The organism is Bacillus sp. ISL-57, assembly GCF_018613135.1.
GTDB lineage: Bacteria > Bacillota > Bacilli > Bacillales > DSM-1321 > Peribacillus > Peribacillus frigoritolerans.
Genome location: NZ_JAGGQV010000004.1, coordinates 263264 through 277278, shown reverse-complemented (window position 1 = coordinate 277278; position 14015 = coordinate 263264). Strand labels below are relative to the sequence as shown.

General features: G+C 44.2%; 11 protein-coding genes and 1 other annotated feature. Of the genes, 7 read left to right on the top strand and 4 right to left on the bottom strand.

The features are described 5' to 3' along the window. Positions 1–39: 39 nt before the first annotated feature. Positions 40–843 carry a histidinol-phosphatase HisJ gene (hisJ, locus tag J7I90_RS09765; RefSeq protein ID WP_214770967.1) on the top strand — a complete coding sequence of 268 codons (804 nt, stop codon included), beginning with the start codon at positions 40–42 and terminating at the stop codon, positions 841–843. 14 nt (positions 844–857) lie between these two features. Here the strand turns inward: hisJ and refZ are convergent, their stop codons facing one another. Continuing rightward, entirely contained in the window at positions 858–1502 is a 645-nt protein-coding gene (gene refZ, locus J7I90_RS09760; RefSeq protein ID WP_048682281.1) for a forespore capture DNA-binding protein RefZ, read from the bottom strand. A gap of 154 nt (positions 1503–1656) precedes the next feature. Between refZ and J7I90_RS09755 the strand changes: the two genes are divergently transcribed. After that, on the top strand, positions 1657–2136 hold the full coding sequence (locus J7I90_RS09755; RefSeq protein WP_214770964.1) for a GAF domain-containing protein: 480 nt from the start codon (positions 1657–1659) through the stop codon (positions 2134–2136). Between the two features lie 628 nt (positions 2137–2764). Then, positions 2765–3367: a 30S ribosomal protein S4 gene (rpsD, locus tag J7I90_RS09750; RefSeq protein WP_034309220.1), complete on the top strand. Its 603-nt coding sequence runs from the start codon at positions 2765–2767 to the stop codon at positions 3365–3367. Between the two features lie 95 nt (positions 3368–3462). On the opposite strand, the gene tyrS is transcribed toward rpsD, so the two are convergent. Next, on the bottom strand, positions 3463–4719 hold the full coding sequence (gene tyrS / locus J7I90_RS09745; RefSeq protein WP_214770961.1) for a tyrosine--tRNA ligase: 1257 nt from the start codon (positions 4717–4719) through the stop codon (positions 3463–3465). A 66-nt stretch (positions 4720–4785) separates the two neighbouring features. Further along, positions 4786–5002, bottom strand: a binding site (T-box leader). Between the two features lie 149 nt (positions 5003–5151). Between tyrS and J7I90_RS09740 the strand changes: the two genes are divergently transcribed. Continuing rightward, complete coding sequence (locus J7I90_RS09740; protein WP_214770959.1) at positions 5152–8202, top strand: transglycosylase domain-containing protein; 3051 nt, start codon at positions 5152–5154, stop codon at positions 8200–8202. A gap of 126 nt (positions 8203–8328) precedes the next feature. Here J7I90_RS09740 and acsA read toward each other — a convergent pair whose 3' ends face one another. Continuing rightward, a complete protein-coding gene (gene acsA, locus J7I90_RS09735; protein WP_214770958.1) occupies positions 8329–10047 on the bottom strand; it encodes an acetate--CoA ligase in 1719 nt (572 codons plus the stop codon). Between the two features lie 323 nt (positions 10048–10370). Here acsA and J7I90_RS09730 point away from each other — a divergent pair, with 323 nt between their 5' ends. From J7I90_RS09730 to J7I90_RS09720, 3 genes are read left to right on the top strand one after another with little or no spacing between them, the layout of a single operon-like run. After that, the gene (locus tag J7I90_RS09730; RefSeq protein ID WP_034309235.1) at positions 10371–11003 is read left to right on the top strand and encodes a GNAT family N-acetyltransferase; all 633 of its coding nucleotides are present in this window, start codon (positions 10371–10373) and stop codon (positions 11001–11003) included. 26 nt (positions 11004–11029) lie between these two features. Then, positions 11030–11680: an acetoin utilization AcuB family protein gene (locus tag J7I90_RS09725; protein ID WP_214770956.1), complete on the top strand. Its 651-nt coding sequence runs from the start codon at positions 11030–11032 to the stop codon at positions 11678–11680. Beyond that, on the top strand, positions 11673–12854 hold the full coding sequence (locus J7I90_RS09720; protein ID WP_214770954.1) for an acetoin utilization protein AcuC: 1182 nt from the start codon (positions 11673–11675) through the stop codon (positions 12852–12854). The genes J7I90_RS09725 and J7I90_RS09720 overlap by 8 nt, the downstream gene beginning before the upstream one ends. A gap of 90 nt (positions 12855–12944) precedes the next feature. Here the strand turns inward: J7I90_RS09720 and ccpA are convergent, their stop codons facing one another. After that, positions 12945–13949: a catabolite control protein A gene (gene ccpA / locus J7I90_RS09715; RefSeq protein ID WP_048682265.1), complete on the bottom strand. Its 1005-nt coding sequence runs from the start codon at positions 13947–13949 to the stop codon at positions 12945–12947. Between the last annotated feature and the right edge of the window lie 66 nt (positions 13950–14015).

Below are 14015 nucleotides of genomic sequence, written 5' to 3'. Positions count from 1 at the left end.
AAATTGCTACAAATACCTGTTTTTTGGGAGGGAAGGACCATGAAAGCTGACGGTCATGTGCACACTCCGTTTTGCCCTCACGGCTCTACGGATAAATTCGATGAATATATTACGCGGGGAATCGAGCTAGGATTAAAGGAAATCACATTTACGGAACATGCTCCATTGCCACGAAATTTTCAAGATCCTACGCCTGAAAAAGACAGCGGCATGGACGCTGCCCTGCTCCTGGATTACTTTCAAGAGCTCCGCGTACTGAAAGAACGCCATAAAGACAAAATCCTGATCAAAACAGGTCTGGAGGTTGACTTTATAGAGGGGCATGAAAAAGAAACAAAAGAATTCCTCGACGAAATCGGAGAATTCCTTGATGATAGTATACTTTCCGTTCACTTCATCAAACATCAAAACAACTGGCATTGCATCGATTTCAGCGAAAATGGGTTCGGTGAGATTGCCAATGAACTAGGTTCAGTGGATTCGGTTTATGCCAAATATTACGATACACTGGAAAAATCAATAGAAACTGATTTAGGCATTTATAAACCAAAACGGATCGGGCACATTACGCTTGTCCATAAATTCCAGCATCGATATCCGCCGGCATCAAGTTTTGACGGGCGGGTTTACAAGGTTCTCGAAATGATCAAGGATCAAAGGTATGAACTGGATTATAATGGGGCTGGGCATGTAAAGCCGCTATGCGGTGAACCCTACCCTCCTGAACGATTTGCAAAGCGTGCAATAGATCTCGGCATTCCGCTCATTTACGGTTCCGATGCCCATCAGGCTAAAGATTTGGGTCAGGGCCATCAGGCACTGATTGCAGGGTATAATGGGTAACTCATGTTTACACTTCAGCCCCGGCCAGCTAACAGCGGCTGCAGGTCTTCGGCAATGAAAAGGGTATCTTGCAGGAATCGTCCGACTTCATTGGCATAAATATTCGTGTAATACGCTTCCTGCGGGAATACATGAAGCACATCCATCGCATAATGGGTATGCAGGACAGGGGCCGTCAATAATCCCTTCAACTGCAGCATATACATTGGAACGGAGACCTGCTGGAAACTCCTGCTCTTGATTCCTTGTTCCAATATATATTGAAAATAAGACTTTTCCTTTGTAAAATAAGTCGAATGAATTTCCCGGTTTAAATTGGAATCGAGTGAAGATTCACCATATATGAACCGTGCAGCAAGGAAGTTTTCCCTCTGGAAGGCGAGGATATCCTTTACAAGGTTCATCAAGCATTGCTGTGGGCCTTTAAGTTCCAGCAACGTCATGTTCGTCTCAAGGACCAGGATATATTCTTCTAAATAGGAAGTGAAACAGAATTCCAGCAACCCCTGCTTATTCTTGAAATAGTAGGCAATATTGGCAGCGTTCACTTTCGCTTTATTCGCAATATCCCGTATGGATGTAGCATGATAACCTTTTAAATGAAATAAATGCAATGCAGCATCCACAATGGCTTGTTTCGTTGGCGTCTGGCGATTCATTCAGGCAATCCCTCGCTTTCTTTGAGACAAGTCTTATGGACTACTTCTTCACGAAAGAGCCTGAATCCTTTAGTAAGTTCTCGACAATTTCCCAACAATGGAGCATCATGATTAGAAAGTGCTGTAAAAATATGAGGAAGACAGGTGAACGCTTTTGTTTAATGTCGAAATGTATCAAGGAAAAAAAGAAAAAAACTATGAACTGGTCCAAAAACAACTACTTGCCTTAATCGAAGATGAAACGAACCGGATAGCCAATTTAAGCAATGCGGCAGCTTTACTTAATCAGTTTCTCGATGAGATTAACTGGGTTGGCTTTTATTTATATGAAGAAGACCAATTAATACTAGGACCCTTCCAGGGGCTTCCGGCCTGTGTGCGCATTCCAATGGGCAAGGGCGTATGCGGGACTTCAGCGGCAACCGAAAAAACCCTGCGCGTTGAGGATGTCCACCAATTCCCTGGACATATCGCCTGCGATGCGGCATCAAGATCTGAAATTGTCATCCCGCTGATGAAGGATGGCAAATTGCTTGGTGTCCTCGATATCGACAGCCCGATAACGGACCGTTTTGACGAAATGGATCAGCAAGGACTGGAGAAGTTCGCTGAAATCCTTTCCAATCATCTATAAAAGTTAAAGGGAGCGGCAGCCCATGCCTGCTCCCTTTTCCATTACAGGACCCCAGGTACATGTACCCGTTCCTTCCACAGGATTGAACCTCACCCATGGCATAGGCAACCAAGGAATGTCTCATACCATCCATGACTTTTGGATTCATTACCTCATAACGCTTTCAATGGAAAAAACCTCTCTATTTTGTATTTTTTAAATAGACTCTTATCGTAAAGATTGTTGTTTTTAAACCGAAACGATTTAAGGTTGATTGGAGCGGAAGTGCGAGACTCCTGCGGGAGCATCTGGAGAGGAAATCAACCACACCGCAATAATTGGTAAATAGCAGTATGCGAAAACAACCTTTAAATATATTGTATTTTCCTGCTGTCATTCTCTTATCCATTCCTTAATTATCACAACTGTCCTTGACTCATTGAGCAGAATATTATACAATACTCTTTGTGTAAAATATTGCAGCCTATGTGATAGCCTTTATGTTCTCATTTTGTTCCTCAATCCAGAGGTGTATCTCGTAACCCTCAGCTGCTAGGGCGAAGGTACATGAAAACAAAATGGTCATGATCGTACATTCACACGGTTTTTATTTTACCAAAATAAAAACATTTAAAGGAGGAGTCATCCTATGGCTCGTTATACTGGCCCAAGCTGGAAACTATCCCGTCGTTTAGGAATTTCCCTAACAGGTACTGGTAAAGAATTAGAAAAACGCCCTTATGCTCCAGGACAACATGGTCCTAACCAACGTAGAAAAATTTCTGAATACGGAATGCAACTACAAGAGAAACAAAAACTTCGTCACATGTACGGAATCACTGAGCGTCAATTCCGCACAATGTTCGACCGCGCTGGCAAACTTAAAGGTGTACATGGTGAAAACTTCATGATTCTTCTTGAATCACGTCTTGACAACCTAGTTTACCGTCTTGGTTTAGCTCGTACACGTCGTCAAGCACGTCAACTTGTTAACCACGGTCACATCACTGTAGACGGAAGCCGCGTAGACATTCCATCTTACAAAGTGTCTCTTGGACAAACAATCTCAGTTCGTGAAAAATCACGCAACTTCTCAATCATCAAAGAATCAGTTGAAGCAACTAACTTCGTTCCTGATTTCCTTACTTTCGATGCTGAGAAATTAGAAGGTACTTTCACTCGTTTACCAGAACGTTCTGAATTGCCTGCTGAAATTAACGAAGCTCTTATCGTTGAGTTCTACTCTCGTTAATAACTTCAAAAACCCCATCCTTGGATGGGGTTTTTTTAAATTTAAACATCTTTGCAGAACAAAGCCCGGCTGGGATTCAGCCGGGCCTTGGACAATCATTTCACTAATGTGTATTTCTTCTTGCCGCGACGAACGAGGATGAACTCCCCTTCAATCTTGGCTGCTTCCGTCACTACATATTGCAGATCGGTCACTTTCTCCCCATTTATGGAGATTGCCCCGTTCTGAATATCTTCACGGGCTTGGCGCTTTGATGGCGAAATTTTCGCTTCAACGATTAAATCGACCAAACCGATGTCTTCCTTGCTTTCACGTTCGAAGCTAGGGACATCTTTAAAGCCCAATTTGATTTCCGCTGCACTTAAATTCTTCACCTCACCGCTGAATAGGGCGGCAGAGATTTTGATTGCTTGGTCAAGAGCTTCCTGACCATGAATCAAACGGGTCATTTCTTCCCCTAATGCTTTTTGCGCTTTACGCAAATGCGGTTCGTTTTGTACGGATCGCTCTAACTCTTCAATCACCTCACGAGATAGGAATGTGAAGAATTTCAGGTATTTCACGACATCTGCATCTGCTGTATTGATCCAGAATTGGTAAAATTCATACGGAGTCGTTTTTTCAGGGTCAAGCCAAATCGCTCCGCCTTCCGTTTTACCGAATTTCGTTCCATCCGCTTTCGTTACGAGCGGGATCGTCATACCGAATGCTTTGGCATTCTCATCATTGGATTTCCTGATCATTTCAAGGCCGGTCGTAATGTTGCCCCATTGATCACTGCCGCCAATTTGCAATTTACAGTCGTAATTGCTGTATAAATGACCGAAATCAATTCCTTGTAAAATCGTGTACGCAAATTCAGTGAAGGAAATTCCCGTATCCAAGCGGGAAGCAACCGTATCTTTTGCCAGCATGTAGTTTATGCCGATGTATTTCCCGTAATCACGCAGGAACGTAACCATATCAATTTTGCCTATCCAGTCATAGTTATTGACCATGACCGCACCATTTTCACCGTCGAAATCAAAGATGTGGGATAGCTGCCCTTTTATGCAGTCTGCATTATAAAGCACTTTTTCCAGCGTTTGCAGCTGACGTTCCTCTTTTTTACCGCTTGGATCACCGATGAGTCCTGTCGCACCGCCTACCAGCACAAGGGGGCGATGACCGTGCTGCTGGAAACGGCGCAATGTCAAGAATGGCAATAGATGACCGATATGCATGCTATCCGCAGTTGGATCGACACCACAGTATAAAGAAATTTTCTCTTTTTCCAAAAGGTTCTTTAAACCTTCTTCATCCGTTTGTTGATAAATAATTCCTCTCCACTCGAGGTCTTTAAGCAATTCCATTAAATATTCCTCCTCCATCATAGAAAAAAACCGCAAAAAGCACACAAAAACGCCCCTTCATGAATATGAAGGGACGAATGAATTCGCGGTACCACCCAACTTGAGGACATAATATGCCCTCCGCTCAAGACGAATAACGGTCGTCAGCCGTTTCCTGCTACTAATCATTTCACAGCAAATGCTCCAGGAAGTAATTCATCATACCATTTGTACCGATTTCCACTAACCACCGGCTCTCTGAAACAGGGATAGTCTGACTACTGGGTCCTATCATCGCGATCATTTAATCATTTTATTGTTGTTAATAAACTTTTATCATACATAAGAATCCTTGTCAACATCACCCTTACAGATTATAGAAAAATAAGAAAGATGCCCTTTCCCCTGCATGTTATATGCTATAATATATGTGATTTCAGGGGGTATGATACGATGAATAATAATCAAAAAGATAGATTTCAAACAGTCTGGAAGCAGCTGACCCGTTTTTTCCAAAGTGAAAAAACACATAAGAACGCGCGGGTTACATACCAAGTCATTTGGAATTTAACACTGATCCTCATTATTGTCGGGATCCTAGGATTCTCATTCGCCGGCGGCGTCGGAGCCGGCTATTTCGCTGCCCTCGTCAATGATGAGCCAGTACGCTCAAAAGAAGATTTGAAAAAAGACATTTACAATTATGAAGAGACCTCTGAAGTATACTTTGCAGATGAAGTATACTTGGGCAAGCTCAAGAGTGACCTTGAGCGTGAGGAAGTGTCCATCGATAAAGTTTCCGAGCATCTTAAAAATGCAGTCATCGCTACAGAAGATGAGTATTTTTATGAGCATGACGGGGTTGTCCCGAAAGCCATCCTGCGTGCGATTTACCAGGAATTTTCGAATGCAACCGTCCAATCGGGAGGAAGTACATTAACACAGCAGCTCATTAAAAACCAGATCCTGACCAACGAAGTATCATTTGACCGGAAGGCAAAAGAAATCCTTCTTGCGCTCCGGGTCGAAAAGTTCTTTGAAAAAGAAGAGATTTTGGAAACGTACTTAAACGTCTCCACTTTGGGACGAAACTCTTCAGGCCGTAACATCGCCGGGGTCGAGTCCGCTGCTGAAGGTATTTTTGGCGTGGAGGCCAAAGATCTGACACTGCCCCAATCAGCCTTTATCGCTGGATTGCCGCAAAGCCCTTTCGGATATACACCATATACCCAGAAAGGAAAACTGAAGGAAAATCAAGAGCCCGGCATCAACCGGATGAAAACCGTTTTAAAACGGATGTATAGTAACGGATACATAACAAAAGCAGAATATGATAAAGCAAACGCATACGACATTACGAAAGACTTTATCGGTAAAACGGAGATGCCTTCGGAGAAATATCCATGGCTCACCAATGAAATCGAAAAACGCTCCATCGAAATCCTCTCTGTCAGTCTGGCAAAAGAAGACGGATATGAAGAGAAAGATTTAAAGAATGCTGACTTAAAAGCTCAATATCTAGCACTTGCCGACCGTAAGCTGCGGCAAAATGGCTATAAGGTATATACGACCGTCAACAAAAAGATTTATGACAAGATGCAGGAAGTAACGAAAAACTATCCGAATTTCGGGTACGATAAACTGGCGCAAGTCCCCGACCCGGATACGAAGGAAATGAAGACCGTGAGCCAGCCCGTGGAGGCCGGAGCGATTCTTATCGAGAATAAAACAGGGAAAATCATCAGTTTCGTAGGCGGCCGTGATTTCAAACGGTCACAGACGAACCATGCAACCGGATCACTGCGATCGAACGGATCAACGATGAAGCCTTTGCTCGTATATGGCCCAGGCATCGAGCTAGGCAAAATCTCACCTGGCAGCGTATCGGCCAACGTGCCGATCTCCATTCCAACAGGCGGCAAACCGTGGAGTCCAGGAAACTATGGCGGCGGCAGCTATACAGGAGTATCGACTGCCCGCGAGGCTTTAAAAAATTCCTACAACATCCCGGCAGCGCTCTTTTACAAGAAAATAATCAACCTGAGCCCCGCTTCCTATTTGGAGAAAATGGGATTCTCCACCGTGACGAAAGAGGATTACTCCCATCTTTCCATGTCATTAGGTGCCATGAAGGAAGGTGTGACCGTTGAAGAAAACGTCAATGCATTTGGCACATTTGCCAATTCAGGGGAATTCATCGATGCTTATATGATCGATAAAATCGTATCGAAGGATGGCAAGGTCATCTATGAACATAAAGTGAAACCAGTGGATGTTTTCTCTCCGCAAGCCGCTTACTTGACGCTTGATATGATGCGTGATGTCGTAAACAGCGGGACGGCCGCTTCGGTCAGGAACCGCCTTGCCTTCTCAAGCGATTGGGCAGGTAAGACCGGTACTTCACAAAACTATTGGGACGCTTGGTTCGTCGCTACGAATCCCAATGTATCATTCGGTACATGGCTGGGTTATGACACACCTAAATCCTTGCAAGGGACTTATAATGGTCTTGAATATAATAAACGTAATATGTATTATTGGGCAGATTTGATCAATGCCGCATACAAGGTCGACCCTAAACTCATCGACCCCGATAAGCGCTTTGAAATGCCTGGCGGAATTGTCAGCCGTTCTTTCTGTGGCGTTTCAGGACTGCTGCCTTCAAGTTCGTGTCAAAAGGCAGGACTTGTCAAATCGGATTTATTCATCGCCAAATATGCTCCATCAAGGGCGGATGATAGTTTCATAGATGGACAATATGTATCAGTCGGCAGCAAACGCTACGCAGCGCTTCCGCAAACGCCTGGCGAATTCACAAGCGGCGGGTTCATGCTGAATCCAGATTCATTTGCAGATATCGGATTGAGATATGTCGTTGACCCGGGATCCGTGATTCCCGGAGCCGAAAAATCCGGAAATGTCGTCGGGGCGACAGCGAAATTGAATGATAATGGCAAAGCACCTGATCCCCTATCCATAACGATCAGCAACGATAAGATTACATGGGGCTTGCATCATGAAGGAGATGTCGTCGGTTATCGTGTCTATAAAGACGGCAAAAAAGTGGCGAGCATCAATGCTGGGGGGAATCTTGTTTACAAAGTCGGCTCTGGCGGATCTTATTACGTAACGGCCGTCGACATTGTCGGTAAAGAATCAGCCCCTTCCCAACATGTTGAAAGCGGCGCTAAAAAGACAAGTTTCAAAGAAGATTCCACGAAAAATAAAGATGATCGCGGAAAAGATAAAATAGTTAACGAAGTTAAAAAAACAGACTCAAAAGAAGAGAACGGTCCAGATAAAAACACAGATACAGATAAACAACCGGAAAAAGATATACAACCAGAAAAAGAAACGGAAACGGATAAAGAAAAAGATCCAGTTCAAGACAAAGATCAAAACGAAGAGAATACAGATAAAGAAATTCAAGAGACCGACAAAGATCAAGGCACGATCAATGATCAAGAGCAAGAAACGGATAAACCGGAAGAAGAGGAAGAATGACACTCTTGAACTAAAACAGGCTGTCGGGATTGCCCGACAGCCTGTTTCCTAATTTCCCAAAAAGGCATCCATGAAAGTGACTATGGATGCCTTTTTCAGTTTCAATAATCCGTATGACTCAGTTTCTCAATCCTCCATCGATGATAAATCACCGGTTGGCAAATCAAGTTCCCAAGCTTTCAAGACACGGCGCATGATTTTACCGCTTCGTGTTTTAGGAAGTTTATCCCTGAATTCAATTTCACGAGGTGCTGCATGTGCCGCTAAACCATGCTTCACAAAGGTACGAATATCCTCAATCAACTCATCGTTCGCATCGTATCCGTCACGAAGGGCGATAAACGCTTTGATAATTTCCCCCCGGACCGGATCCGGCTTACCGATGACCCCCGCTTCAGCTACAGCTGGATGCTCGACCAACTTGCTTTCCACTTCGAAAGGCCCGACCCTCTCCCCTGCCGTCATGATGACATCATCAACACGGCCTTGGAACCAGAAATAACCATCTTCATCCATGTATGCGGAATCTCCGGAAACATACCAATCACCTGGCATAAAGTAAGATTCATATTTCGCATCATTCTTCCAGACGGTCTTCATCATCGAAGGCCAGCCTTTCTTGATTGCAAGGTTCCCCATTCTATGGGGCGGGAGCTCGTTGCCTTGATCATCCACTATTGCCGCTTTCACGCCAGGAATCGGTTTACCCATCGAGCCCGGTTTGATTTCCAGGCAAGGATAATTGCAGATGACCTGAGCCCCAGTTTCCGTCATCCACCATGTATCATGGATCCGGTGATTGAATACCTTCATTCCCCAGCGCACCACTTCCGGGTTCAACGGTTCACCGACACTTAAAATATGGCGGAGACTGCTTAAATCGAACCGCTTAACGATCTCGTCACCCGCACCCATCAGCATCCTGAAGGCAGTCGGTGCACTATACCATACCGTGACACCAAAGTCCTCCAAGGTCTTGTACCAGGATTCAGGCTTGAAACGCCCGCCTACAATGACATTCGAGGTCCCTGTCAGCCAAGGTCCAAAAATCCCGTAAGACGTCCCTGTCACCCACCCAGGGTCCGCTGTGCACCAATACACATCCTCATCCTGCAAATCAAGGACCCATCTTGCGGTTTGATAATGCTGGATCATCGCATTATGAACATGAAGCACCCCTTTTGGTTTTCCTGTGGAACCGGAGGTATAGTGAAGAATCAGACCGTCATTCCGATCGACCCATTCAATCTCGAATTTTTTGTCGGCTTCTTTTAATTTCTTATTGAAGTGATGGTACTTTCCTTCTTCTTTTATATTTTCCCCCACCAAGAAAATATGCTTTAAATGGGGTAATTCATCCACTGGCACACGCGGCAAAAGTTCAGGTGTCGTCACAATCACACTTGCCTCACTATCTTCAAGACGATCCCTTATGGCGCCTTCCATGAAGGCTTCGAACAACGGCCCTACGACCGCTCCCGTTTTAATTGCACCCAACAATGCAAAATACAGCTCCGGGGAGCGAGGCATGAAAATGAAAACACGATCACCTTTTTCCACATTGGCAACGTTCTTGAATACATTGGCCGCCTGGTTCGTATAATCTTTCATTTCCTTGAATGTATACTTTTCATTTCTATTATCGTCTTTGTAATAAAGGGCCACTTTATTCTTTTTGTATGTTTCGACATGGCGGTCAATGGCTTCATACGCAAGATTCACTTTACCGGTTTCAGACCAGGAGAATTCCTTTTCCGTCTCGGACCAGTCAAACTTATTGTATTTTTCATCATAATTCTTTAAATTAAAATTACCTTCCACTACTGGTAACGCTTTCACATTCATACGACAAACTCCCCCTTCATTCGGCTCTATATTTTTATTATAGTATAAGAATCGAATTATCTCAATTTTTAAAATATTGCAAGCTTCCATAATAGGGAAATCCCTTTTTGGTGAATGTCGAAAGTTACTGGTATATGGTTATGGTCAAGGTGCATCCATATGATAGCCGGGAAAGAAGAAGCACTGTAACAAAAGCGCCTTGAACTTTCTGAATTATGCCCCTTGTTTTCATGTATAATTTATGTAAGCTTTCCATTCGGTTTAAAAGCGATGCTTCGGAATGCGAGAGTGTATGATTACTATATAACAAGGGTGGTGAAAGAATGGAATATAGTAAGACCTTTTACACTAAGGAACTGCAGACATTAAGCGGAACGCTCATCATCGAGGGACCGTTAAGCGGCGAAAAAATGTCCGCTTATGAGTTTCACGAAGACTTGGTCGCCTTTCGCCCCCCTGCATTGCAGCATAAAGCGTTAATAGAAATAGCAGACTTGCCTGAGGGCAGGATCTTCATCGCCCGTGAAAATGAAACGATCGTAGGCTATGTAACTTACTTATATCCCGATCCCTTGGAGCGCTGGTCGGAAATCAAGATGGAGGACCTGATTGAGCTTGGCGCAATCGAGGTCATCCCTAAATACCGGGGTGCCTCCGTCGGGAAGAACCTGATCCGCCTTTCAATGGAAGACGATTCGGTTGAGGACTTCATCATCATCACCACTGAATACTATTGGCATTGGGATTTGAAAGGGACAGGGCTGAATATTTGGGACTATCGCAAGGTCATGGAAAAAATGATGAGTGCGGGTGGCTTGGTCTACTTTGCAACAGATGATCCTGAAATCAGTTCCCACCCGGCCAACTGCCTGATGGCCCGAATTGGCAAAAGAGTCCCACCTGAATCCATCCAGAAGTTCGACCAATTGCGTTTTATGAATCGGTTTATGTATTAAAGAGGAGAGGAAGAGGAGGAAGGAAAATGATTGTTGAAACAATAATGAATGAGGATGTCATCACCCTCACTCCAACGGATACCATCCATAGCGCTGTCTTGATCATCAGGGAGAAACGAATTCGCCATATACCGATTGTCGATGACAGCTTTCAACTTGTGGGATTAGTCAGCGACCGTGATATTCGGGATGCTGCCCCTTCTATTTTCCGTACCGAAGAATACAAAAATGATTTACAAAAACCATTATCAAGCATCATGAAAACGGAAATAATCACGGGGCACCCGCTTGATTTCGTGGAAGAAATCGGGGCTGTTTTTTGTGATAACAATATCAGCTGCCTTCCAATCGTAAAGGGCAGGAAGTTAGTGGGCATCATTACCGGTTCTGATTTACTTCATTCATACGTTGAGTTGACAGGAGTCAATCAGCCCGGTTCCCAAATCGAAATCAGAATCCCGGATAAGGCAGGTTCCCTTCATGATATTGCCCATATTTTCAAAAGGCGCAATACGAATATCCTGAGCACCCTTGTTTATCCTGAAAAAAATGGAACTGATTATAAAATTCTTGTAATTCGTGTACAGACGATGAATCCATTTATGGTGGTGGAGGATTTGAAGAAAGAAGGCTATACCGTTTTATGGCCTAATCTACCGGGGATTTCACATGAATGATACATCCCTTTTCGTCTATTCGGATGAACTCCTTACCTACAAATTCAACGATGATCATCCATTCAATCAAAAACGGCTTAAACTCACGCTTGATTTATTAAAAAAACACCATGCCATCAATGATGATCAAATTATCAAGCCCAGAATGGCTACGGATGCAGAATTGGAACTGATCCATGATCACCATTATGTAAACGCTGTCAGATTAGCGGGCCACGGAAAGCTCCCCCCTGAAAAGGCAGTAAATTATGGACTGGGAACAGAGGATACCCCTATCTTCCCCAATATGCACGAAGCAAGCGCCTTGCTTGTAGGCGGTACCTTGACGGCTGTGGATGCCGTCATGACCGGTCAATCCCTGCACGCACTTAATCTTGGCGGTGGCCTGCATCACGGTTTCCGCGGGAAAGCCTCGGGCTTTTGCATTTATAATGATAGTTCGGTCGCGATTAAATACCTGCAAAAGAAATATGGGGCGCGTGTCTTGTATGTCGATACCGATGCACATCATGGTGACGGAGTCCAATGGTCATTTTATGATGACCCTGATGTATGCACCCTATCCATTCATGAAACGGGACGCTACTTATTTCCCGGCACCGGCACGATTAACGAGCGGGGCCAAGGAAAAGGCTACGGCTATTCATTCAACATCCCGGTCGATGCGTTCACTGAAGATGAATCCTGGCTCGAATGCTATAGGGCTTCCTTTAAAGAGGTCATTGAATACTTCAAACCGGATGTCATATTAACGCAAAACGGAGCCGATTCCCATTATTACGATCCGCTTACCCATTTATCTGCGACCATGAAGATTTTTAGGGAAATACCAAAGTTGGCCCATGAAATGGCCCATAAGTATTGCGATGGACGGTGGATTGCAGTAGGAGGCGGCGGATATGATATATGGCGCGTCGTCCCGAGGGCATGGGCGAGGGTCTGGCTTGAAATGACGGATAATGATATTTCAGGTCCCCTATCAAAGGAATGGCTCGATTTCTGGCAGCCTGAGTCCCCTGTTCCCCTACCGACTGAATGGGATGACATGGAAGATATATACGAACCTATTCCGAGAAAGCCTGAAATTACCGAGAAGAATGCCCTGACGCTTGAAAAGGCCCTTTATCCCATCAGGTCTTCCAAGCAAACATCGAAAAGCAATGGACAAAGTTAACCAAAAGATCGTTGAAAAACGATCTTTTTTGTTCGGTCAAACATTTGAGAGACAAAAAGAGAGTGCCCTCGGGACACTCTCCAAACCAGTTTATTTCGTTGATTGACGGTTTTCAATCCGATGCGGGAGGATCACTTTTTCAAGACCTTCCTCCACTTGTTCTTTATTCATCAACTTTGTAAGAAGCCTCATCGCAACCGCACCAATATCATATAAAGGTTGAACGATCGTCGTGATTTGCGGACGCACCATCAATGTCAATCTCGTATTATCGAAGCTGATCACTTCAAAGTCTTCCGGCACATTATACCCTTTATCCTGTGCGGCATGGACAATACCAAGCGCCATTTCATCAGCACCGGCGATGAATGCCGTCGGCCTGTCTTCAACTTCCAGGTACTTTTCAAAAGATTCAATTCCTGAATCATATGTATAATCACCTTCAACAATATACCTTTCATCAAATGAAAGACCAGCTTCTTTCAATCCTCGTTTATATCCAGTCAGTTTCATTTCATTAATCAGCGCGGAAGGGTTTCCGCTTACAAACGCGATATGCTTGTGGCCTTTATTAGCAAAGAAGGTCACTGCGTCAAATGCCGCCGCTTCATAATCAATATTAACAGATGGAACTTGCCCGCTTTCATCCACCGAACCTGCCAGAACGATCGGAACCGGTGAATTCGTAAACTCTTTGACATGCTCATCAGAAATGTTGCCGCCCATGAATACGATGCCATCCACTTGTTTTCCAAGCATCGTATTCAGCAAATGGAATTCCTTATCTATATTCTCATCTGAACTGCTTAGAATGATATTGTATTTATACATGGTGGCTATATCTTCTATGCCCCGTGCCAATTCGGCAAAAAAGATGCTCGAGATATCCGGGATGATGACCCCGACAGTAGTCGTTTTCTTTGAGGCAAGTCCCCTTGCCACTGCATTCGGACGGTACCCTAACTTTTCAATCACATCGGAAACTTTCTTCCTTGTTGCAGGCTTTACATTTGGATTCCCGTTAACTACGCGGGAAACGGTGGCCATGGATACATTCGCCTCACGTGCCACATCATAAATGGTTATATTATTCATTCATCCATTCCTCCATTTCTTTCATTTTCCCCATAAAAGACCCGAATTATTTCGGAAAAAAATCTT